The sequence below is a fragment of the Pseudomonas sp. LBUM920 genome (assembly GCF_003852315.1).
In the GTDB taxonomy this organism is placed as follows: domain Bacteria; phylum Pseudomonadota; class Gammaproteobacteria; order Pseudomonadales; family Pseudomonadaceae; genus Aquipseudomonas.
Genome location: NZ_CP027762.1, coordinates 2,917,261 through 2,939,559, shown reverse-complemented (window position 1 = coordinate 2,939,559; position 22,299 = coordinate 2,917,261). Strand labels below are relative to the sequence as shown.

The 22,299-nt window shown below is 61.4% G+C and carries 21 protein-coding genes; 14 read left to right on the top strand and 7 right to left on the bottom strand.

The annotated features are described in order from the left end of the window. Nucleotides 1–191: 191 nt before the first annotated feature. Nucleotides 192–1,043, top strand: coding sequence for a LysR substrate-binding domain-containing protein (locus C4J83_RS13610; protein WP_106577939.1), 852 nt, complete (start codon nt 192–194; stop codon nt 1,041–1,043). A gap of 990 nt (nt 1,044–2,033) precedes the next feature. Here the strand turns inward: C4J83_RS13610 and pdxR are convergent. Continuing rightward, entirely contained in the window at nt 2,034–3,422 is a 1,389-nt protein-coding gene (gene pdxR / locus C4J83_RS13595; protein WP_124417288.1) for a MocR-like pyridoxine biosynthesis transcription factor PdxR, read from the bottom strand. Nucleotides 3,423–3,554: 132 nt separating this feature from the next. Here pdxR and C4J83_RS13590 point away from each other — a divergent pair, with 132 nt between their 5' ends. The 5 genes from C4J83_RS13590 to C4J83_RS13570 all read left to right on the top strand — a co-directional run bounded on the left by C4J83_RS13590 (nt 3,555) and on the right by C4J83_RS13570 (nt 9,816). Continuing rightward, a complete protein-coding gene (locus tag C4J83_RS13590; RefSeq protein ID WP_119735317.1) occupies nt 3,555–4,031 on the top strand; it encodes a carboxymuconolactone decarboxylase family protein in 477 nt (158 codons plus the stop codon). Next, on the top strand, nt 4,024–4,464 hold the full coding sequence (locus C4J83_RS13585) for a GNAT family N-acetyltransferase (protein ID WP_106577936.1): 441 nt from the start codon (nt 4,024–4,026) through the stop codon (nt 4,462–4,464). The genes C4J83_RS13590 and C4J83_RS13585 overlap by 8 nt, the downstream gene beginning before the upstream one ends. Then, on the top strand, nt 4,461–5,054 hold the full coding sequence (locus C4J83_RS13580) for an FMN-dependent NADH-azoreductase (RefSeq protein ID WP_124417287.1): 594 nt from the start codon (nt 4,461–4,463) through the stop codon (nt 5,052–5,054). The genes C4J83_RS13585 and C4J83_RS13580 overlap by 4 nt, the downstream gene beginning before the upstream one ends. Before the next feature lie 59 nt (nt 5,055–5,113). Next, nucleotides 5,114–6,259 carry a MalY/PatB family protein gene (locus C4J83_RS13575; RefSeq protein ID WP_124417286.1) on the top strand — a complete coding sequence of 382 codons (1,146 nt, stop codon included), beginning with the start codon at nt 5,114–5,116 and terminating at the stop codon, nt 6,257–6,259. Nucleotides 6,260–6,468: 209 nt separating this feature from the next. Continuing rightward, nucleotides 6,469–9,816, top strand: coding sequence for a hypothetical protein (locus C4J83_RS13570; RefSeq protein WP_124417285.1), 3,348 nt, complete (start codon nt 6,469–6,471; stop codon nt 9,814–9,816). A 1,052-nt stretch (nt 9,817–10,868) separates the two neighbouring features. On the opposite strand, the gene C4J83_RS13555 is transcribed toward C4J83_RS13570, so the two are convergent. Further along, entirely contained in the window at nt 10,869–11,084 is a 216-nt protein-coding gene (locus C4J83_RS13555; protein WP_003173733.1) for a TOBE domain-containing protein, read from the bottom strand. Between the two features lie 319 nt (nt 11,085–11,403). Here C4J83_RS13555 and C4J83_RS13550 point away from each other — a divergent pair, with 319 nt between their 5' ends. The 3 genes from C4J83_RS13550 to C4J83_RS13540 are packed head-to-tail and all read left to right on the top strand — an operon-like array spanning nt 11,404 to nt 13,926. Then, nucleotides 11,404–12,375, top strand: coding sequence for an aliphatic sulfonate ABC transporter substrate-binding protein (locus C4J83_RS13550; protein ID WP_124417282.1), 972 nt, complete (start codon nt 11,404–11,406; stop codon nt 12,373–12,375). A 10-nt stretch (nt 12,376–12,385) separates the two neighbouring features. Beyond that, entirely contained in the window at nt 12,386–13,213 is an 828-nt protein-coding gene (locus tag C4J83_RS13545) for an ABC transporter permease (RefSeq protein ID WP_124417281.1), read from the top strand. Next, nucleotides 13,210–13,926 (top strand): ABC transporter ATP-binding protein, encoded by a 717-nt coding sequence (locus C4J83_RS13540; protein ID WP_106577929.1) that lies wholly within the window; start codon nt 13,210–13,212, stop codon nt 13,924–13,926. The genes C4J83_RS13545 and C4J83_RS13540 overlap by 4 nt, the downstream gene beginning before the upstream one ends. 262 nt (nt 13,927–14,188) lie before the next feature. Here C4J83_RS13540 and C4J83_RS13535 read toward each other — a convergent pair whose 3' ends face one another. The 3 genes from C4J83_RS13535 to C4J83_RS13525 all read right to left on the bottom strand — a co-directional run bounded on the left by C4J83_RS13535 (nt 14,189) and on the right by C4J83_RS13525 (nt 16,334). Further along, nucleotides 14,189–15,109: a FecR domain-containing protein gene (locus tag C4J83_RS13535; RefSeq protein ID WP_124417280.1), complete on the bottom strand. Its 921-nt coding sequence runs from the start codon at nt 15,107–15,109 to the stop codon at nt 14,189–14,191. Beyond that, nucleotides 15,106–15,624: a sigma-70 family RNA polymerase sigma factor gene (locus C4J83_RS13530; RefSeq protein ID WP_106577927.1), complete on the bottom strand. Its 519-nt coding sequence runs from the start codon at nt 15,622–15,624 to the stop codon at nt 15,106–15,108. Before C4J83_RS13530 ends, C4J83_RS13535 begins: the two co-directional genes overlap by 4 nt. Before the next feature lie 92 nt (nt 15,625–15,716). After that, a complete protein-coding gene (locus C4J83_RS13525) occupies nt 15,717–16,334 on the bottom strand; it encodes an LbetaH domain-containing protein (protein ID WP_124417279.1) in 618 nt (205 codons plus the stop codon). A 113-nt stretch (nt 16,335–16,447) separates the two neighbouring features. Between C4J83_RS13525 and C4J83_RS13520 the strand changes: the two genes are divergently transcribed. Then, nucleotides 16,448–17,413, top strand: a complete 966-nt coding sequence (locus tag C4J83_RS13520; protein ID WP_124417278.1) for a threo-3-hydroxy-L-aspartate ammonia-lyase — start codon at nt 16,448–16,450, stop codon at nt 17,411–17,413. Next, nucleotides 17,410–17,790, top strand: coding sequence for a RidA family protein (locus C4J83_RS13515; RefSeq protein ID WP_124417277.1), 381 nt, complete (start codon nt 17,410–17,412; stop codon nt 17,788–17,790). Before C4J83_RS13520 ends, C4J83_RS13515 begins: the two co-directional genes overlap by 4 nt. On the opposite strand, the gene C4J83_RS13510 is transcribed toward C4J83_RS13515, so the two are convergent. Further along, the gene (locus C4J83_RS13510) at nt 17,778–18,404 is read right to left on the bottom strand and encodes a helix-turn-helix transcriptional regulator (RefSeq protein WP_119735328.1); all 627 of its coding nucleotides are present in this window, start codon (nt 18,402–18,404) and stop codon (nt 17,778–17,780) included. The genes C4J83_RS13515 and C4J83_RS13510 overlap by 13 nt on opposite strands. Before the next feature lie 70 nt (nt 18,405–18,474). Here C4J83_RS13510 and C4J83_RS13505 point away from each other — a divergent pair, with 70 nt between their 5' ends. After that, nucleotides 18,475–19,578, top strand: a complete 1,104-nt coding sequence (locus C4J83_RS13505) for a DSD1 family PLP-dependent enzyme (protein ID WP_124417276.1) — start codon at nt 18,475–18,477, stop codon at nt 19,576–19,578. Nucleotides 19,579–19,634: 56 nt separating this feature from the next. Here the strand turns inward: C4J83_RS13505 and C4J83_RS13500 are convergent, their stop codons facing one another. After that, a complete protein-coding gene (locus C4J83_RS13500) occupies nt 19,635–20,111 on the bottom strand; it encodes a GNAT family N-acetyltransferase (protein WP_124417275.1) in 477 nt (158 codons plus the stop codon). Nucleotides 20,112–20,382: 271 nt separating this feature from the next. Between C4J83_RS13500 and C4J83_RS13495 the strand changes: the two genes are divergently transcribed. Both C4J83_RS13495 and C4J83_RS13490 read left to right on the top strand, forming a co-directional pair. After that, the gene (locus C4J83_RS13495) at nt 20,383–21,633 is read left to right on the top strand and encodes a ribonucleotide-diphosphate reductase subunit beta (protein WP_034108883.1); all 1,251 of its coding nucleotides are present in this window, start codon (nt 20,383–20,385) and stop codon (nt 21,631–21,633) included. Nucleotides 21,634–21,785: 152 nt separating this feature from the next. Further along, a complete protein-coding gene (locus C4J83_RS13490) occupies nt 21,786–22,274 on the top strand; it encodes a DUF1289 domain-containing protein (protein WP_124417274.1) in 489 nt (162 codons plus the stop codon). Nucleotides 22,275–22,299 lie beyond the last annotated feature (25 nt).

Genomic DNA, 22,299 nt, shown 5'->3' with positions numbered 1-22,299 from the left:
CTAGGGAGACTGGGGTAGCAACGGAAATTCAAATATCTCATATCGTTATAACTTGCCGTGTATGGGCGACCTTTGATTCAGGCATAACCCCTGATTTGTTGGCCCTTGGAAAAATCCGCTTCAACAACACATTAAAATCTGTAATGTTTAAGTTCATACCCTTGATGTAAAACTGCCTTTGGAAATGGCCTATGTCGACACTCGACCTGGAGTTGCTGCGTACCTTTATCGCCGTGGTTGACCACCACAGCTTCGCCGGAGCCGGCACGTATCTGGCGCGTACCCAGTCGTCCGTGACTCAGCATATGCAGCGCCTGGAGCAGCAGGTGGGCGTGAGCCTGTTTGAAAAGCGCGGGCGGCAGAAGCAGCTGACCGAGCCGGGTATGCAGCTGCTGCGGCATGCGCGGCAGATGCTCTCGCTCAATGACGATGCGTTGAATTCGCTGCGTGAAAGCAGCTTGAGTGGCGTGTTGCGCATTGGTTCGCCGCATGACATCGCTGACACGATCCTGCCGCCGATCCTCAGCCACATCGCCCGCTCGGCACCGCGCCTGCGTTTGGAGATTGATGTGGGGCGTAGTCCGTTTTTGATGGATGACTTGCATCGGGGCAAGGTGGACATGGTGATTTCCACGCGTTCAGATCCGAATCTGGAGGGGTTTGCGTTGCGTACATCGCCGGTGTGGTGGATATGTTCGGCGCAGTACATTCACCAGCCGAGTGAACCGTTGCCGTTGATTCTGGTGGATGAGCCGAGTATTTATCGGCGGTATGCGCTGGAGGCGCTGGAGCGGGCGAACATTGCGTGGCGGCAGGCGTATCTGGCGTCGAATTTGATTGGGATCAAGGCGGCGACCCGCGCGGGGTTGGGGGTGACGCCGCGCAGCATGGAGATGTTGGGGCCGGACATGCGGGTGCTGGGGGAGACGGATGGGTTGCCGCGCCTGCCTGAGGTTACGTACTACTTGTGGATTCGGCCGAATACGGCGAATCCGATTGCGCGTAAGGCTTATGATTTGATTCGGGGGAGTCAGGGGTTGTAGTGGTTGGGGTGGGGTATATCCGTTATTTGAGTAACGGCCGCTATGGGTTCCGCTCTTACAGCGGGTCACTTTGGAAAAGCCCCAAAGTAACCAAAGGGCTCTTGCCCCACCACTCGGCACCTCGCCTAGGCTCGGTGTGCCCGAACGAAGGCTTGAATCCGTGGGCCGCCGTGACGGGCCATCCATGGCCCAACACGGCTAACCCGGCGTCCTGCCGGGTTACCCACGGATTCAAACCTGCGTTCGGCCAGCGTGGTTTAACGGGGCGCCTAAGATCAAAGTCAAAAGCAGATCAAGATCAAGATCAAAAGCAGAGCACGGCGGCCTAGTAGCCGACCTGAGTGGTTAGATCAAAAGCAAAAGCGAGGCGGCCTGACAGCCGACCTGTTCTTGGAAGCTGAACCCAATTCAATGTGGGAGCTGGCTTGCCTGCGATGGCATCAACCCGGTGTATCTGATAGACCGAGGCGCCTGCATCGCAGGCAAGCCAGCTCCCACAGAAAAGCAAAGCAGTGCAGTGCTGGCGGCTGAACTCGGTCAACTTGTGGGAGCGGGCTTGCTCGCGAAGGCGGTGGGTCAGTGACATATGAGCTGACTGAACCACCGCATTCGCGAGCAAGCCCGCTCCCACATTTGGATCTCAGTGCATCAGATAGAAGTGTGTTGCTGTGCTGTTGCCCTGCTTTTGCTTCAACCACTCAGGTCGGCTACTAGGCCGCCGTGCTCTGCTTTTGATCTTGATCTGCTTTTGACTTTGATCTTAGGCGCCCCGTCAACCACGCTGGCCGAACGCAGGTTTGAATCCGTGGGTAACCCGGCAGGACGCCGGGTTAGCCGTGTTGGGCCATGGATGGCCCGTCGCGGCGGCCCACGGATTCAAGCCGGAGTGAGGGCATGCCGAGCCTAGGCGAGGCACCGAGTGGTGGGGCAAAGACCTTTTGGTTACTTTTGGGGCGTTTGCCAAAAGTGACCCGCTGTAAGAGCGGAACCCTAAGTGGCCGTGACCGCAGCAACGGATATGCCCCCCGCAATAACCCGATGTAAAACCAAAGCCAACTCCACCGCCTGCCCAGCTGTAGCCACATTCGTAAACCCCATCAACAGCCCCCGCTCCCGCCCCGGCTCAATCATCCACCCCGACAACGCCTGAACCCCCAACCCCGCGTTGTCAGCCGCCACCGCCACCACATCATCGGGCACTTCCACCAACAACCGCGCCAGCAGATTAACCCCACCCGCCTGCTCATCCACGCGCAAAAACCCCGAGCAATGCACCCTCAGAGCCTCCACCAACCACCCCCTGCGCTGCGCATACAGCTGCCGCATCTGCTTCAGGTGCCGAGTAAAATGCCCCTGCTCCAGAAAGTCCGCCACCGTCAGCTGCAACAACTGCGCACTGCGCTGTTGCAACGCCTCGGCACTGCGCTCAAACGCCTCCACCAATGCAGCGGGCACCACCAGATACCCCAACCGCAATCCCGGAAACAGCATCTTGCTGAAACTCCCGGCATGGATCACCCGATCCCCCACATCCTGACTCTTGAGCGCCGCCAACGGCTGCCCGCGATAGCGAAACTCACTGTCGTAATCATCCTCGACCACCCAGCTCCCCTGCTCGCGCGCCCATTCCAGCAAAGCCAGGCGCCGCGCCGGGCTCAACGCCACGCCCAGCGGACTCTGGTGCGCCGGCGTCACGATCGCCAACCGCGCCTGCCGATCACGCTGCATCCCACGCTCTACCTCCAAGCCGTCGGCGTCCACCGGCACCGGCACCACTTCCACACCTTGATGGATCAACAACTGCCGCGCATGCAAATACCCCGGATCTTCAAACCAGCAACGCTGCCCCGCCATCTGCAGCGCATCGCACAACAGCATCAAACACCCCGCATACCCGGCGCACACGAACACCTGCCGTGGCGCACACTCCACGCCTCGGTACAGCGCAAGGTAGTTGGCAATCGCCACGCGCAACGCTTCAACGCCCCGCACATCGCCCATCGCCAGGCTATCTGCATCGGTGCGGCGCACTTGCCGGGTGACCAGCCGCGCCCACAGCTTGCGCGGGAACGCATCCAGCGCCGGCAGCCCCATTTGCAGCGGCCGAGGCCCGCTGGTGGCTGACAGCACGACAGGTGGCGGCTTCACTGACACCTGTGGCAAAGCCCCGGCAATCACGGTGCCCGCCTGCCCACGCGCCTCGAAAAAACCCTCGCTGACCAGCAACTGGTAAGCCGCCTCCACCGTGCCCCGCGCCACCTTGAGCTCAAGCGCCAGGCTGCGCACCGACGGCACACGATCACCCGGGCCCAGTTGGCCCTGGTCGATGGCCAGGCGAAAACGCCGGTAGATCTCCTGGTATTTGGGCAGTGACGACATCGCAGGCGGGCTCGGCAGAAAGACAAGGCCAAGTCTGATCATGTCCCAACCCGCTTGTCCATTCATGCCCCTGTTGAGCGCCCGTCCCGCCGTCGAAAATGGCGCATCCCTTAACGACCACAAGGATCGCCGATGAAACACCGTCTTGATTACGCCCAGGCCGCGCCCGCCGGCTACAAAGCCCTGGGCTCGGTGCACAGCTATATCCACGGCTGCGGCCTGGAAAAAGAATTGATCGACCTGGTGTACTTGCGCGTCTCGCAACTCAACAGCTGCGCCTATTGCCTGGATGCCCATTCCCGCGACCTGCTCAAGCAAGGCGTGAGCCTGGAAAAAATCATGCTGCTGGCCGCCTGGCGCGAGGCATTGCCACTGTTCACCGCGCGCGAAAGCGCGGCACTGGCCTGGGCCGAGGTGGTCACCGAAGTGGCGCACACCCAGGTGCCGGATGCCGATTACGCCGAGGCCGCAGCGATGTTCAGCGCCAAGGAAATCGCCGACCTGACCCTGGCCATCTCCCTGATGAACGCCTTGAACCGCGTCGCCATCAGCTTTCGCAAAGTACCGGCCGCGATCAAGGCCCACCTGGAGAACCTCAACCATGAATGAACTCGTTGAATTCGTGCCGATGCGCACCCACGCCGACTACCTCGAAAGTTTCGCCGTGATGCAGCAACTGCGCCCGCACCTGACCGACGCGGTGGCATTCGCCGAGCAAATCCAGCGGCAACGGGAGAATGGCTACCACCTGCTCGCCGCGCGCGAGCACGGTAAGGTGATCGGCCTGGCCGGTTACCGACTGACGGAAAACACCCTGTACGGCCGTTTTATCTACGTCGATGACCTGGTGGTGGACGCCGCGCTGCAACGCCGGCGCCTGGGCGAGCAATTGCTTGATCGGGTCCGTGAAGAAACCCGTGCCCGTGGCTACCGTTTCCTGGTGCTGGATACCGGCATGCACATGGCCCTGGCTCAGCGCTTTTACTTCCGCCAGGGCCTGCTGCCGTTGGGGATGCACTTTTCCCAGGACCTGAGCCAATGACCCGCGCCCTGCTGCTCAGTTTCAGCCCCCATGGCAAGGCCGCGCAGACCTTCAAGCTGGCGCGCGCCCTGCTCAGCGACCTGGTGCCGAATGCCCACATCACCGAGCGTGACTACGGCGGCCAGGCGTTGCCACCATTGACCCGCGAATACGCCAACGCCCTCACCACGGCCGGCGGCTTGAGCGGCAGCGCCACGGCACTGTCGGAACAGTTGATTGTGGAGCTGGAAGCCTGCGACCTGCTGATCCTCTGCACCCCGGTGCACAATTTCACGGTACCGGCGGCGCTTAAAGGCTGGATCGATCACGTGGTGCGCATTCAACGCAGCTTTACGGTCAACGCCAGCTTCGAAAAGGTCGGCTTGCTCAAGGATCGGCGCACCTTTGTGCTGGTCAGTTCGGGCAATGCACGCAAAGGGCATGAGCCGGACTTTCTGACGCCGTACCTGACCGCCATCCTGTCCACGGTGGGCATTCGCAGCGTGGATTTCGTTTATCTGGGCGCCATGGTGCGCGGTGAAGAAGCGGTCAACCGAGCCGTGGAGCAGGCACACCGGCAACTGTGCGAGGCAATCAGCTCTGGCCTATAAAAATAATGGCGCTAGAATCAGCGCCATTCTTGCGCCTGCCTCCCTGACATGAGCCTCCCATGAGCTTTGATTTCGACACGATCCACCCCCGCCTCGGCACCGGCAGCACCAAGTGGAACCGTTACCCGCAAGACGTCTTGCCGATGTGGATCGCCGACATGGATATCGCCGCGCCACCTGCCGTACTGCAAGCCCTGCACCAGCGTCTCGACCAGCACATCCTGGGCTACAGCGTGGCCGGGCCGGATGTGCGCGAAGCCATCGTTGCCGACCTGTGGGCCAAATACGCCTGGCGCGTACTGCCAGACGAACTGCTGTTTTTGCCCGGCGTCGAACCGGGCTTCAACATGGCGCTGCACGCGTTCGTGCAGCCGGGCCAGCCGGTGGTGCTGCAAACCCCGAACTATCGCCCGATTCGCCTGGCGCCGGCGAACTGGAACCTGCCGCGTATCGAAGTACCATTCGCGTTGCACAACGGCGAATACCTCACGCCACTGCCTGCCCTGCGCCAGGCGCTGAGCGGTGCCGGCGCGCTGCTGTTGAGCAACCCGCACAACCCCATCGGCAAAGTCTTCCCGCGTGAAGAACTGCTGGCCGTGGCCAACGCTTGCCTGGAAAGCGGCGCGCTGATCATCAGTGACGAAATCCACGCCGAGCTGTGCTTCGATGGCCGTCGCCATACGCCTACCGCCAGCCTCAGCCCCGAGATCGCCCAGCGCACCATCACCCTGATGTCGGCGAGCAAGGCCTACAACGTCGCCGGTTTGAAGACCTGCTTTGCCGTGGTGCAAAACGCCGAGATGCGCGAGCGCTTTAATAACGCGCGTTGCGGCATGGTCGACAGCGTCAGTCCGCTTGGCCTGGAAGCCACCCGCGCAGCCTACAGCCAGTGCGGTGAATGGCTGGAGGCGCTGGTGAACTACCTGCAAGCCAACCGCGACTACCTGCTCAACGCCGTGCAAACCCGTTTGCCCGGCGTGGTGATGCATGCCCCGCAAGGCACCTTCCTCGCGTGGCTGGATTGCAGCGCCCTGGGCCTGGACGATCCGCAGCAGTTCTTCCTGGAACAGGCCAAGGTCGGCCTGAGCGCCGGCATTGAGTTCGGCGATGACAGCCAGCAGTTTGTGCGCCTGAACTTCGGCTGCCCGCGCGCAATGCTCGAAGAGGGCTTGCAGCGTATGGAGCGCAGCCTGAAAAACCGCTGAGCGACTGGCCCCATTACCGGGGCCAGCCCCACTCGAACCTCGGGCTTGCCCGCCTCAACGTTCAGTCTGTTGACTTGCACAACCCGGCCGGATGAGCCCGTTGGCGCGGGTCGCCGGCGTTAATTCACAACGTTTCGCAACGAATGCCGAACCCCTGCTGTTACTGTTTTTGCCATCCGTCCCACCGGCAACAGCAGGAGTTTCATGGTATGGCGACCCAGCCCCTTGATCGCTCGTCCGATTCCAAAACCCTTCCCCGCACGCCGTCCAAGTCGAGCACCGCGTTTCATGTGCTGCTCAAAAACAGCGCCAACAAAAAAGTCGAATCCCAGGACAAGACGCCATCGGGGCTCGATGCCAGCCAGCAACAGGGCTATACACTGGCGGCCAAGGACGCCACGCCACCGCCGGCCCTCGCCGACTACAAAGCCATCGGTCCACCGGATGAAGTCGGGCCTGGGTTGATTCGTTATGAAACCCAGGACGGCAAGAAAGTCATCGTCAGCGAACAGGACAGCCCGGAGCTGTTCAAGCAAGTGAGTGCCGATTTCAAATCGCTCACGGGCGTGGTGGCCAGCCAGAACGCGGGTTACCAGAGCCTTGGCGCGGATGCAAAAGCGCCGGAAAAGCTCGCCGACTACAAATCCCTCGGACCGCCCGACGAGACCGGTCCGGGCGTGATCCGCTATGAAACCCAGGACGGCACCAAGGTCGTGGTCAGCCAGCGTGACAACCCCGAAGCCTTCCAGAAAGCCAAGGATGACTATGCGAGCTTCACCGGCCTCGCCAGCAGCGAAGACGCCGGCTACAAACGCGCCAGCGACAACGAAGTGTGGCCGCCCTACACCGGCACCACGGTCGGCCCCGAGGATGAAGTCGGCCCGGGCTTGATCCGCTTTGAGAGCAACGGCCAGAAGATGGTCGTGGCCCGTGACGACAACCCCAAGCTGTTCGACTACCTGGCGGGCTTGCACGAGGTCTACACCGACCCTGGCAAGAAGGCCGTGGTGGAAGGCGAGCTGAATAACGGGGCGGCCCTGGCCGACGCCAACACGCCGGTGCCGGGCCTCAATGACTACAAGACGTTCAGCTGGAACAACGACCAGAAAGACAGCATCCTCACCTACGAACTGCATGATGGCACCAAGGTGGTGGTGTCTTCCGACGTCAGCCCCGAGCTGTTCAAGAGCGTCGCCACCGCCCACGACACCTGGGACAAAATCCACACCAGCGAAGCCGAAGGCTATAAGTTGGCCGGGCCGAATGACTTCCTGAAAAACACTGACATCACGTTCGGTTCGCCCGACGAACTGGGCGATGGCCTGATCCGCTATGAAACCAGCGAAGGCAAGGTCATCGTCTCCAAGGAACTCAGCCCGCAGCTCTACGATGACGTCAAGGCCAAGTGGGACGCCTTCAGTGCCGGCGCGGTCGATGACACGCGCACCCAGCACAACCTGCCCAAGGCCGGTGACCTCGACGTGCTGAACATGGACACCGGCGTCCATGCCGATGACAAAGACGACAAGTCGCCAACCTTGAGCGTCAGCGAGCTGGCCACCACCCAGTTGATCGACACCTACCGCGCCGGCGTCAAGGATGGCTCGATTCCCAAGGACGACCCGCGCGCCAAGCTGGTGCGCGCGCTGGAAGCCCAGGCCGCCTACCAGAATGGCCACGGCATTACCGGCTACGAAGAAGCCAAGCGCCCGTTCAACACCACCTGGCGCGAGTTCGATGACAAGCAGACCGAGCTGACCTCGGCCGATATGCACGACATCATCGACGGCAAGGCAGTGCAGGAGCAGATCGGCGAGCTGTTCAAAGACCCGACCGTGCAGGCCGACTACAAGTCGAAAATGGACGACGCGATCAACAAGCTGCCGAACAAGGACGAGATCAAGCAAAAGCTCCTGGACCTGACGTCCAACCCGGATTACGTGCTGTACCTCAAGGACCTGCAAGACCAGGGCAAGACCTCGGAGGCGCAGAAGGACCTGAGCGATACCCTCACCTCGCTGTCGTTGTTCGACCCGGAAGCGGCCAGCAAGGCGGCGCAGAACATTCAGGCCGACGGCTTGACCACCGACCTCAACGCGATCCTTTCGGACCCGAGCAAGATCTCCGACGAGAACAAGGAGCTGGCCACCAAGGACCTGTTCGGCCTGCTCAAAGGCGTCTTGAAAGGCAGCCTGCTCGACCTGCCACGGCGCACCCAGGAAACCCTGGAGAAATTCCTCAACGAAGGCCTGCAGGGCAAGGAAAAATCCGCTGGCGTGACCAAGGCCCTGGAGGAGTTGGGCGAGGTCTACAAGAACAATGGTTCGATCAGCGAGGCCGACCTGAAAACCGCGCTGAGCAAACCCTATATCCCGGTCGCCGACCGCGGCATGCTCGGCGAGGTGTTTCATACCCTCAACAGCAAGGGCATCCTGGGTTCTCTCGGTGCTGGCGTGACCCTGTTTTCGGCGATTTACCAATTGGTCGGCAAAGGCGGCAAGCTCGGCGAAACGCCCGCGCAGCGCATGTCCATCGCCAAGGACTTCTTGAGCTTTGCCGGCGGTTCCAGCCACTTCGTGCGCCTGGGCGACAAGATTGGCGAGACCCTGGGTAAAGGCGGCTTGGTGGACTTCCTTGGTCTGGACAAAACGCTGCCGGAAATCTGGGGCAAGACCGGCCTGCAGGAGCCGAACTTCGAGTTCCGCGTCAACGACCTGCCCCCCGATGTAAAAGCCAAGATCACCAGTGCACTCGATGCCGTGCCCGACAGCCAGTACGACGGCATTTCGAAGATGTTTGGCGAAGGCGACAAAGCCGTCACCGAGGCCACCGAAGGCCTGGCGACTCACCTGGATGACGGCCTCGCCGCTGCAGGCGCGGCCAAGCTCGGCGCGTCCAAGTCAGCGAAAATTGCCGGCTCGGTCATCAAGGTGCTCGGCCCGGCCACGGACATCGTCGGCGGGTTCGCCGATATTGTATTGGGCGCGCTGGCGATCAAAAGTGGCGTGGACAGCAAAGACCCGCTGGCCCAGGCGGCTGGCGGCCTGCAGGTGGCCGGTGGTGCGTTCGGTGCGTCGGCCGGGGTACTCGGCGCGGCGGCGCTGTTTGGCGCAGGCACGGCGGCGGCATTGACCGGGCCATTGTTCCTGGTGGGCGTGGTGCTGGCGGTGGTGGGCGGGATCATCGGCTACTTCGTCGACCACAACAAAAAGCAGAAAGCCACCGAGAAAGAAAACGACTGGTACCGCGACCTGGCCGGCGACGGTCTATTGCAGGACAACTGGGCCGACAAGGTCGAGTACGCCCACTACGAAATCCACCATTACCACGGCCGCGACACGCCGACCGATGACAGCATCTTTCGCTTCCAGCAATCGGAATGGGAGCACTTCGACGAGACGCCGCAAAAAGGCGGGTCGTCGAGCAATCGGCTGGATGGGGACTTGCACAAGCACTATGAAGACCCGAACACCCCACCCAAAAGCCTGCCCAGCGATGCCCCACCGGACAAACCGCAACCGCATCAACCGGGCGGCGGCGGCCCGCGCATCAACTGAGATTCACTGGGCTGGCGTCTATCAATGTGGAATGGGCTTGCTTGAGAAGGCGGTGCATCAGCGACAGAAAAGCTGAATGCCCCACCGCATTCGCGAGCAAGCCCGCTCCCACATTTGGATCCGGGTGCATCAGGGTAGTGGGAGTACTGGTCCAAATGTGGGAGCTGGCTTGCCTGCGAAGGGATCGACTGGGTATGCCTGACGCACCGAGGTGCCCGCATCGCAGGCAAGCCAGCTCCCACAGAGAAGCAGACCTGCTTTTGATCTGATGCTGATCTTGATTTGACAGGTCCCGCCAACCACGATGGCTGTCGCAAAGGATAGGCACCCGGTCTCCCGAGTGACCTACCCAAACAACCCAGCCCCACATTTGGATCTGAGTGCATCAGGTGAAGAGTGTACCGGGTCCAAATGTGGGAGCTGGCTTGCCTGCGAAGGGATCGACTGGGTATGCCTGATGCACCAAGGTGCCCGCATCGCAGGCAAGCCAGCTCCCACAGAGAAGCAGACCTGCTTTTGATCCGATGCTGATCTTGATTTGACAGGTCCCGCCAACCACGATGGCTGTCGCAAAGGATAGGCAACCGGTCTCCCGAGTGACCTACCCAAGCAACCCCGCCCCACATTTAAATCTGAGTGCATCAGGTGAGCGTACCGGGTTCAAATGTGGGAGCTGGCTTGCCTGCGAAGGGATCGACTGGGTATGCCTGATGCACCGAGGTGCCCGCATCGCAGGCAAGCCAGCTCCTACAGAAAAGCAGATCTGCTGTTGATCCGATGCTGATCTTGATTTGACAGATCCCGCCAACCACGGTGGCTGTCGCAAAGCATAGGCACCCGGTCTCCCGAGTGACCTACCCAAGCAACTCCGCCCCACATTTAAATCTGAGTGCATCAGGTGAGAGCGTACCGGGTCCAAATGTGGGAGCTGGCTTGCCTGCGAAGGGATCGACCGGGTATGCCTGCCGCACCGAGGTGCCCGCATCGCAGGCAAGCCAGCCCCTACAGAAAAGCAGATCTGCACTTAATCTGCTTTTGCTACAACCACTGGTTTACAGCTTGGCAATGGAAACTTCGGTCGACTTCACAAAGGCAATCACTTCGCTGCCCACTTTCAATTCCAGGTCACGCACCGAGCGCGTGGTGATCACTGAAGTCACGATGCCGGACGCGGTTTGCACGTCGATCTCGGACACCACTTCCCCCAGCAGAATCTCCTTGATCACGCCCTTGAACTGGTTGCGCACGTTGATCGCTTTAATGGTCATGTCGGCTTTCCTTTTGGCTGTTGGGTCAATCCGCACGAATGCGCAGGCCCTCAAAATGCGCCATCCAATCGGACATTAAAAGGAATATATAACTCTTTATTTATTCGATATGGATATATATGAACTGTTCGCCTGGCAACAGCTGATCAACAAACTGCCCGCTGACATCACAGCAACGGCGGCTTAAACCCGAGCAAATCCGCCTTCGGCGTAGATGGCACAGAGACTGCATATTCCGATAAAGCATGATGGAACATGCCAGTTCAATTTTCTGAATATAAGAAAAGCCTTCTCTCATCGCCTTGTCCGGAGCTGTTCCATGAAACCCTTTGCTCAACGTTTACTGGGCGCCTGCGCCCTCGCCTTGTGCCTGCAGCCCCAGGCCTTTGCCGCCGAGGCCGACCCGGCGCAAGTCAATCTGGATTACGCCTACTATTCGCCGGTCAGCCTGGTGCTCAAGCATTTCGGTTGGTTAGAGCAGGCGTTGCCGCACACCAAAGTCGGCTGGGTACTGAGCCAGGGCAGCAACCGCTCACTGGAGTACCTCAACAGCGGCGGCGTGGACTTCGCCTCCTCCGCCAGTTTGTCTGCCGTATTGAGCCGTGCGAATGGCAGCCCGATCAAATCAGTGTATGTATACAGCCGCGCCGAATGGACGGCTTTGGTGGTACGCAAAGACTCGCCGTTCACCAGCGTGACGGACCTCAAGGGCAAGAAAATCGCCGCCACCAAAGGCACCGACCCGTACCTGTTCACCCTGCGCAGCCTGCAACAAGCCGGGCTGAAAAAAGATGACGTGGAGCTTGTGCACCTGCAACACCCGGACGGCCGCACCGCCCTGGAGAAAGGTGACGTGGACGCCTGGGCCGGCCTCGACCCACACATGGCCGCCAGTCAAATCCAGGCCGGTTCGCGCCTGCTGTACCGCAACAAAGACTTCAACAGCTACGGTGTGGTCAGCGTCACCGAGACGTACGCCAAGGAGCATCCGCAGACCATCACCAAGGTGCTCGGCGCCTATGAAAAGGCCCGCGACTGGGCGGTGAAGCATCCGGATGCGTTCGCCAAATTGCTCGCCGATGAGTCCGGGCTGCCGCTGGAAGTGGCCAAGCTGCAACTCTCGCGTACCGACCTCGGCAGCCCGTTGCTGACCCGCCAGGATGTGGTGTCGTCCAAGGCCGCGGCGCCGATCCTGGTGTCCGAGGAACTGGTCCGTCGCGGGGTCAATGTGGATCAGGTGATCGACCAACTGATCGACACCTCGTTCGGCCAAGCCTTGCCGAAGCCGTAAGGGGCACGTGATGACCAGCAAAACCCAAACCGTGCCGCTCGCGGCGCCGCTCGTCATGCAGCGCAGTGCCTGGCCACGGCGTTTGAAAGGACTGGTGTTGCCGGTGCTGATCCTGCTGGTACTGGAGGGGGTGGTGCGTATCGGCTGGCTGCCGTCGTACCAGATGCCGGCGCCCAGCGAGATCGCCGTAACCCTGACCGACCTGGCCGAAGGCGCGTTGTGGAAGCACATCGGCGTCAGCCTGTTGCGCGTACTGGCGGGCTTCACCATCGGCGCGAGCCTGGCGTTGGTGTTTGCCGCCTGGGTAGGGCTCAGCCGCGAAGCCGAGGCGTACCTGGAACCCACGTTTGCCGGGCTGCGCTCGATCCCGAGCCTGGCCTGGGTGCCACTGTTGCTGCTGTGGCTGGGCATCGATGAAACCTCGAAGATTGTGCTGATTGCGATTGGCGCGTTCTTCCCGGTGTACCTCAATGGCGTCGCGGCGATCCGCGATATCGACCGCAAATGGGTGGAGGTCGGGCAAATGTACGGCTTCAGCCGGCGCCGTCTGGTGCGGCGGATTCTGTTGCCCGCCGCCCTGCCCGGTCTGTTTACTGGCTTGCGCAGTGGCCTGAGCCTGGCGTGGATGTTCCTGGTGGCGGCCGAGTTGATCGCGGCTACCAAGGGTTTGGGCTACTTGCTCAGTGACGGGCGCGAAACCTCGCGCCCGGACATCGTGCTGGCCGCAATCATCGTGCTGGCGCTGCTCGGCAAAGTCAGCGATGGCCTGCTCGCAGCGCTCGAGAAACACTGCCTGGCCTGGCGTGACACCTTCAACGGCCAGGGTGCGGAGCAATGAGCATGCAGCCTTTATTGGACATTCGTGTAGAGCGTAAAAGCTTTGCCAGCACCCCCGTGCTGACCAACGTGCACCTGGCCTTGCAGCCACGCGAAGCGGTGAGCCTGCTGGGGCCCAGTGGTTGCGGTAAAAGCACGTTGCTGCGCATCGTTGCCGGCCTGGAAAAAGACTTTCAAGGCCAACTGCGCAGCCCCGAAGGCGAAGTGGCGTTTGTGTTCCAGGAACCGCGCCTGATGCCCTGGCTGACGGTAGAGCAGAACATCGGCTTCAGTGATGACAGTCACTATGACAAAGCCTGGGTCGCGCAATTGATCGACGAAGTCGGCCTCAAGGGTTTCGCTCAGGCACTGCCCAAAGCGTTATCGGGCGGCATGGCGCAACGGGTGGCGATCGCACGCGGCCTGTATTCGCGCCCGCAGGTGTTGCTGCTGGACGAGCCGTTCAGCGCTGTGGACGCCTTCACCCGCATGAAACTGCAGGACTTGCTACTGCAACTGGCCAAGCACCATGCCATCGCGTTATTGCTGGTGACTCATGATGTGGACGAAGCGCTGTACCTGAGTGATCGGGTGCTGGTGATGGACAACCGGCCGAGCAGCATCCGCCAGGAACTCGCGGTGGACCTGCCGCACCCACGCGACCGTCGCGACCCGCTGCTGGCACGGCTCAAGGCACTGGCCTTGACCGAGTTACAGCGGGCGCATGTGATTTAAAGACAGATGATCGCCCATGGCATGCGGGCGCCCTATGGCAACCACGCTCCCTGTGGCAATCAGGCTTCCTGTGGCAAGCACGCCCCTGTGGCAACCAGACTTCCTGTGGCAAGCAGGCTTACTGTGGCGAGCGGGCTTGCCCGCGTTGGGCTGCGAAGCGGCCCTAAAATCCCACGACGCGGTCTATCAGTTTTACCTAAGTGTCCGAATTGGAAGCGCTTCGCACGCCAACGCAGGCCAAGCCCACTCTCCCAGTGAAGCGTCACACCAGTGTGCGGCTCAAGGTCACCCAGTACCGCGTCCGCGCGCGCACTTCAAACCCCAACGTCTGGGACAGCAGCGTGAGAATGCGGTCGGTGTCGTCCAGCCGGAAGCTGCCGGTCACGCGCAGGCTTTCCAGGCTCGGGTCCCAGCGCAACACGCCTGGGCGATAACGCGCCAGTTCGCGCAAAAAATCCCCCAGCGCCTGGTTCTGCGCGGTCAACACGCCGTCGCGCCAGCCCAGTTGCAGCGCATCGAACGCTACCCAGGCGCCAAGCCCCTTGGCCTGCAACGGCGCCTGCTGCCCGCTGCTCAATGTCGCCACGTGCCCCTGCACGTCGCGCACCTGCACCGCGCCCTTGAGCACCGAGACCAAACAACCGGACGCCAATTGCCGCACACACACTTCGGCCTGGCTGACGTGAACCTCGCCGTAGCGGGTGTTCACGGTCATCGACGCCGCGCCTGGCACATTCACGGCCAGCTCACCGTCCACCAACGTGATGCGCCGCTGCTGGAGATCAACATCCGCCGCCGTGGCAGTGTTGAGTTGCAGGCTGCTGCCATCGGCCAACGGCAGGCGCCTGCGCTCGCCGGTGGCGGTGTGCACGTCGGCCCGCCATGCCTCGATGGGCAACTGCCGACTCACCAGCCAGGCGGTCGGCACCAGCGCCGCCACACCCAGCGCACGCTTGAGCATGGCCCGCCGCGACGGCTGGGGCCGGTCGAGGCTGGCCATTGCCAATGCCTGCGGCACGTCGCTGAAACGCTGGCGCAGGGCTTGGGCTTTCTGCCAGGTCTGTTCGTGCTGGGGGTGGCTGTCGCGCCACTGCTGCAACGCGGCGTGATCACGTTCGGTGGCCGCGCCGGATTCCAGCAAGGCCAGCCACTGCGCGGCGGCGCGCGCGACCTCGCGGCTCACAGGTCTGCCAGCAAACAATGTTCGTAGGCTTGCGCCATGTAGCGCTTCACCGTGCGCTCAGAAACGTCGAGCCGCTCGGCAATCTCGCGATAACCCAGGCCTTCAAGTTGGCTCCACAAAAATGCGCGGCGCACCAGCACGGGCAAACCGTCGAGCAACTCATCCAGCGCCTGCAGGGTTTCCAGCAGCAGCCAGCGTTGCTCCGGCGACGGCACACAGGTGTGAGGAAGGCTTGCCAAGGCCGTCAAGTAAGCCTGCTCAAGGCTGCGCCGCTGATGAAAGTTGACCAGCAAGCGCTTGCCGACCGTGACCAGGTACGCGCGCGGCTCCTGCATCTGCGCAATCGGCTGGGCACTGGCGAGCACGCGCAGGAACGTATCCTGGCTCAGGTCCGCAGCATCCCAGGCATTGCCCAGGCGCCGCCGCAGCCAGCTTTCGAGCCAACTGCGGTGGTCGCGGTACAAACTCGACAAGGTGGGTTCGGCGGCGTGGGTCGGGACAACTGCATCATTCATGGCAAGCGACCTGCGCGGCGCGAGTGAGTCTCAAATGAGATTCATTCTATTTAATATCGTGCCGGTGCACCATGCCCTTTTCAACATTGCGTTTATACAGAGGCTTCTGCGTCGAACACTTGCCCGCGCCCGATGACACTGGCAGGGGCTAACACGGCCCCCGGCGCCAGCACCGCATTGGCGCCAATTCGGCACTGATCGCCGAGCAACGCGCCGAATTTGTCGCAACCGGTGCGCTGTAACTGCCCGTCAATGCGCACCAGCACCTCTTTGTCCACGCGTTCATTGCGGTAGTTGGCGACGATGCTGCCCGCCTCCAGGTTGATCCCGTGGCCAAGCACCGAATCACCGACAAAATTGAAATGCGCCAGCTTGCTGCCCTTGAATACAAATGAGGTTTTCAGTTCGGCGCCTGGCCCGATGATGCACTGCGCCTCCAGCCAGCAACCACCACGCAGTAGCGAACCGCTGGCGATAAAGCACTCGGCGCCGATGATCAATGGGCCCTTGAGCAAGGCGCCGGGTTCGACCGTGGCGGTGCGGTGCACGGCGATTTCATCGTGAATGGCGTAATCCTCAACCGCCAGTTCGGTGAGCAAGTGGCGGACGATGGCGGGCGCCTGGGTCACCAACGCCCAGGGTGCCAGGTCGGCCCACGGCGCCAGCGGTGACTGGGCAAGGTTGGCGATGTAGTCGGTGAGTCGGATCAACGTCGAACCCTCGGGCGTTCAGAGAAGCTCGAAACGCTAGCATGAACACAGGAAACTTTACTATTTGTCTTGATATGGATATTTTATCCAGACACGCACATGAGGTCCGTCGCATGCAACTGCCTACCTATCAAGACGTCACCGCTGCTGCCCAGCGCCTGGCGGGCTTCGCGCACGCCACGCCGGTGCTCACCTCGCGCACTCTCAACGCCGAAACCGGCGCCGAAGTGTTCATCAAATGTGAACACCTGCAACGCACCGGCTCATTCAAGTTTCGCGGCGCGTTCAACGCCCTCTCGCAGTTTGATGCGCAGCAGCGCAAGGCCGGTGTGGTGGCGTTTTCTTCGGGCAACCACGCCCAAGGCATCGCGCTGGCGGCGCGTTTGCTGGGCATGCCGGCGACGATTGTGATGCCCACCGACGCGCCGGCCGCCAAGGTCGCCGCGACCCGTGAATATGGCGCCAGCGTGGTGCTGTATGACCGTTTTACCGAGGACCGCGAGCAGATCGGCCGTACCCTGGCCATCGAGCAAGGGATGACGCTGATCCCGCCTTACGATCACCCGCACATCCTCGCCGGCCAAGGCACTGCCGCCAAGGAACTGCTGGAATTCACCGGTCCTCTGGACGCGCTCTTCGTCGGCCTGGGCGGCGGCGGTATGCTCTCGGGCACAGCACTTTCGACCCGCGCGCTGGCACCGGATTGCCAACTGTTCGGCGTCGAACCGGAGGCCGGCAATGACGGCCAACGCTCCTTGCGTGCCGGCAGCATTGTGCACATCGACACGCCGGCGACCATCGCCGACGGTGCGCAAACCCAACACTTGGGCAACTACACCTTCCCGATCATCCGTGATCAGGTGAACGACATCTTCACCGTCTCCGACGCGCAGTTGGTGCAAGCCATGCGCTTCTTCATGCAGCGCATGAAGATGGTGGTGGAACCCACCGGCTGCCTTGGCCTGGCGGCATTGCGCCAACTGGGCGAGCGGTTCAAGGGCCAACGCGTGGGGGTTATCGTCACCGGCGGCAACGTCGATATCCAGCGCTACGCCGCATTGCTCAGCGAGGCGCCATGAACATCATCAACACCGCGACTGCCGCGCCGCCTGCCGGGCATTATTCGCAGGCCGTGCGCCATGGCGACACGCTGTATATCTCCGGGCAATTGCCGGTCAGCGCGCAGGGTCGCCACAACCTTGAGGCGTCGTTTACCGAACAGGCGCAGGTGGCGCTGGACAATGTGTTGGCGATCTTGAAAGCCGCCGGTGGTTCGCCCCAGGACCTGGTCAAGGTCACGGTGTACGTGGCCGGGGTCAACCACTGGCCGGAATTCGACCGCCTTTACGCCGCCGCGCTGGGCGAGCACCGCCCTGCCCGCGCGGTGGTGCCGGTGCCCGAGTTGCATCACGGGTACCTGGTAGAGATTGAAGCGCTGGCGCGTTACTTGGCGTAGGTGTAGACCGCCGCGCGCGACACGCCCAGGTGCGAGGCGACGGTTTCCATGGCCCGACGAACGTCCATGCAGCCGGAGTCTTTGAGTTCTTGCAAAAGCAGCCGCCGATCCGCCGCCTTGAGTGCCCGCGGCGTGGTAGCCAGGCGTGCGGCGAACTGGTCGATACGCGCACGAATCACATCGGCGCCGGACGGGTCGAGGGACTCATTGGGCTTGTCGCCACTGACTGAACCAAACTGCTCCAGCATGCCCTGCAAGCCCCGGAACAACGAGAGATCGACGTTCATGCACAAGGCCGCGACGTACTTGCCGCTGGCGTCCTTGATGCCGATCGACGTGCTCTTGACCTGACGCCCATCGGCGAACTGGTTCTGGTAGTTGGCGATGACCTGCGGGTAGTCCGGGTCGGCAATCCGCGCCAGTCCCAGTTCGGTGGCCGGGTCACCGGGTTGGCGTCCGGAAAGGTTGTTATGGATCGCCAGGATCGCGTGCTGCGGGTCGCGCAAGTCGTGCAGCACCACTTCGCAGAACGGGCTGAAGGTTTTGCTCAGGCCTTCGGCGATCTGTTCGAGCTGGCTGATCAGGGTGGTTTGTTCGGGAGAGGTCTTTTTCATGCAAGACAACATATCCAGTCCTGGACAGGGCGTCAATTTGGCCGCTGTCCTTCATTGTGGAGTTTCAACCATGGACACGCCTGCCGCATTGATTGACACGCTGAAGATGCAGCGCAATATCCAGCGCATGCAACTGCGCGCTGACAGCCTGGGCGTGCACTTGCGCCCGCATGTCAAAACCCATAAATGCGCCGAAGTGGTGGCCGCACAGATCGCTGCGGGTGCGCGCGGCATCACCGTCTCGACGCTCAAGGAAGCCGAGTACTTTTTCGAGCGGGGCATCCACGACATTCTCTACGCAGTCGCCATGGCGCCCCATAAGCTGCCCCAGGCCTTGGCGTTGCGGCGCCAGGGTTGCGCGCTGACGCTGATCACCGACAGCCCCGCCGGTGCCCAGGCCATCGTCGATTTTGGCCGGCAGCACGGCGAGACCTTTGCGGTGATGATCGAGATCGATTGCGACGGCCATCGCTGCGGGGTCAAGCCGCAGTCGCCTGAATTGCTGGTGATCGCCCAGCTGCTGGGCGCCAGCCTCGCCGGCGTGCTGACCCATGCCGGAGAAAGCTACGGCCTGGATACGCCTGAAGCCTTGCAAGCGATAGCGGAACAGGAACGCGCACGTTGCGTCGAGGCGGCCGAGCGCATTCGTGCGGCGGGCTTGTCATGCGAACAGGTCAGCGTCGGCTCCACGCCCACCGCGTTGTCGGCGCTGAGCCTGCACGGCGTCACCGAACTGCGCGCTGGCGTGTATGCGTTCTTCGACCTGGTGATGCACAACATCGGCGTGTGCCGTGCCGATGAACTGGCCTTGAGCGTGCTGACAACGGTGATTGGCCATCAAGCGGAAAAAGGCTGGGTCATCACCGATGCGGGCTGGATGGCCATGAGTCGGGATCGTGGCACTCAGTCGCAGAAACGTGATTTCGGGTATGGCCAGGTGTGTGATGAATACGGTGAGCCCATCGACGGGTTGCTGCTCAGCAGCGCCAATCAGGAACACGGTGTGGCGCGGTTTGAGCATAGCCATGTGGATGTGGTCACGCACTTCCCACTCGGCACGCGCCTGCGCATTTTGCCCAACCATGCGTGCGCGACGGGCGCGCAGTTTGGTAGCTACATCGCCGTTTTGCATGACGCTGATGTGCAGGTATGGGAGCGCTTGCGCGGCTGGTAGCCCTCCGTTCAAGCACCGCTGGCTCAACGCGGAAGGTGGCTTGAGTCGGCGGCGCATTACGTTTCCTGAAAAGCCCGCTCCATCTTGATGATCTCAATGGAAACCGGACTGTTGCCACGGCTGAACCTGCCCTCGCCGATTTTGCGAAACCCGAAGGCGGCATAGAATCTTTCGGCGGTCAGGGTCGCTTCCAGGTAGGCCTTGGCATGGCCCGCGTGTTGGATGTGCTGCAAGGCTTCACTCAGTAAACGCGCACCAATGCCCTGTCCGGCCGCATCACCGCGCACAAACAATTTGCTGATTTCATGGCCGTCAATTTCGACGAAACCTTGCAGGGTATCGGTGTACGCCAGCCACAGCGTGCCCGCGGCGATGGCCGCGCGGTACGTCTCAGGCGAGCGGCCATCGAGCCACATTGCAATCTGCTCAGGGCCGTAGTCGGCATTGCACAGGTTTTCGACCGAGTTTTGATGCACCGCGAAGATGCTTTCGGCGTCCTGCTGGGTGGCCGCGCGCAGCAGAATCTTTTTCATTCCCTTGAGTATCCCTATGTGGCCAGTGAACCCTGGCTTTATAGCTGAACCAGCGCCGGGCAGCGACCCATTACCGCACATCTTGTGCGTTGACCTACTTTGTTACACACCATATAGTGTGCCCACAAACAAACCAGACCACTACATAGTGTGCAGCATCGGTATTTACCGACCACACTACGCGCAGTATTTCAATGCCGAGTAGCCTGCAAACCGCATATTTTTGGACGGGTTCACACACCGTCAGAACAGACCAGGAAGGAGTATTTCAATGCTGAGTTGGGATGAAGTCGATAACGAAGACACCGGTGCAGCGGTGATCAAGGGCGCCAACGCCGGGCATGCCAGCGAAGCCAACATGGACCGCCTTGACGGTGCCGGCGCCGCGGCCGCACTGGAAGCGCGCAACGTGACTGCCAACGACTCCGCCGCCATCGTGCGCGCCAAGGCCGCCCTGGACAAACTCGACGTCGCCGAAGGCCTCGCCGAGCTGGAAGGTTCCGCCGCCCGCGTCGCCGTTGACGAAAAGCGCATGATCAACTGCCGCGCCGACCTCAACCAACTCGTGCCCTTCAAGTACGACTGGGCCTGGCAGAAATACCTCGACGGCTGCGCCAACCACTGGATGCCGCAAGAGGTCAACATGACCGCCGACATCGCCCTGTGGAAAAACCCCGAAGGCCTGACCGACGACGAGCGTCGCATCGTCATGCGCAACCTCGGCTTCTTCTCCACCGCCGACTCCCTGGTTGCCAACAACCTGGTGCTGGCCGTGTACCGCCTGATCACCAACCCGGAGTGCCGCCAGTACATCCTGCGCCAGGCCTTCGAAGAAGCGATCCACACCCACGCCTACCAGTACTGCATCGAATCGCTGGCCATGGATGAAGGCGAGATCTTCAACATGTACCACGAGATTCCATCGGTCGCTAAAAAAGCCGCCTGGGGCCTGAAGTACACCCGCTCGATCTCCGATCCGAAGTTCGAAACCGGCACCGTCGAAACCGACAAAGAATTGCTGCGCAACCTGGTCGCCTACTACTGCGTCCTGGAAGGCATCTTCTTCTACTGCGGCTTCACCCAGATCCTGTCCATGGGCCGTCGCAACAAAATGACCGGCGTCGCCGAGCAGTTCCAGTACATCCTGCGCGACGAGTCGATGCACCTGAACTTCGGTATCGACGTGATCAACCAGATCAAAATCGAAAACCCACACTTGTGGGATGCCGAGATGAAAGAAGAAGCGACCCAGATGATCCTGCAAGGGACTCAGCTGGAGATTGAATATGCGCGTGACACCATGCCGCGCGGCGTGTTGGGCATGAACGCGGCGATGATGGAGGACTACCTCAAGTTCATCGCGAACCGTCGTCTGTCGCAGATCGGCTTGAAGGAAGAGTATCCGGGCACCACCAACCCGTTCCCGTGGATGAGCGAGATCATGGACTTGAAGAAAGAGAAGAACTTCTTCGAAACCCGCGTGATCGAGTATCAGACCGGCGGCGCGTTGAGCTGGGACTGATCAACAACACAGATCTAAACGTGTGGGAGCGGGTTTGCTCACGAATACAGCGTGTCAGTCGATGCATCCGGTGACTGACTCACCGCATTCGCGAGCAAGCCCGCTCCCACATTGGGTCTGCGGTGCTCTATAGACTTTGCAAATTGCCCTTTATGCCCAATCACACCATCAAGACCCCCTGCGTCGGCCTGTGCTCTACCGTTTACGGTGACCTGGTCTGCCGGGGCTGCAAGCGTTATCACCATGAGGTGATTCAGTGGAATGGCTACAACGCCGAGGAGAAGCAGGCGGTGTGGCTGCGCCTGGAGCAGTTGCTGGTGCAGGTGATGGCCAGCAAGCTGGAAGTGTTCGACTCACAACGCCTGCGCCAGCAGTTGGAAGACCGCAAGATTCGCTTTATGCCGCACCAGTCGCCGTATTGCTGGGCGTACCAGTTGATTGCGCGGGGCGCGCGGGTGATTTCCAAGCTGGATGCGTATGGCTTGGCATTGTTGCCGGAGTTTCGTGAGCGCAACCTTGCGGATTTGCGTGATGCGATTGATCGGGAATTTTTCCTGTTGTCCGAGGCGCACTACGAGCGCTACATCGCGCCGGTTTTTTTGAAGGAGGCATTTGGGCCAGCCCTGATTGCCACGCGCTAACACCACCGCAACCCTAAAGTGTGGG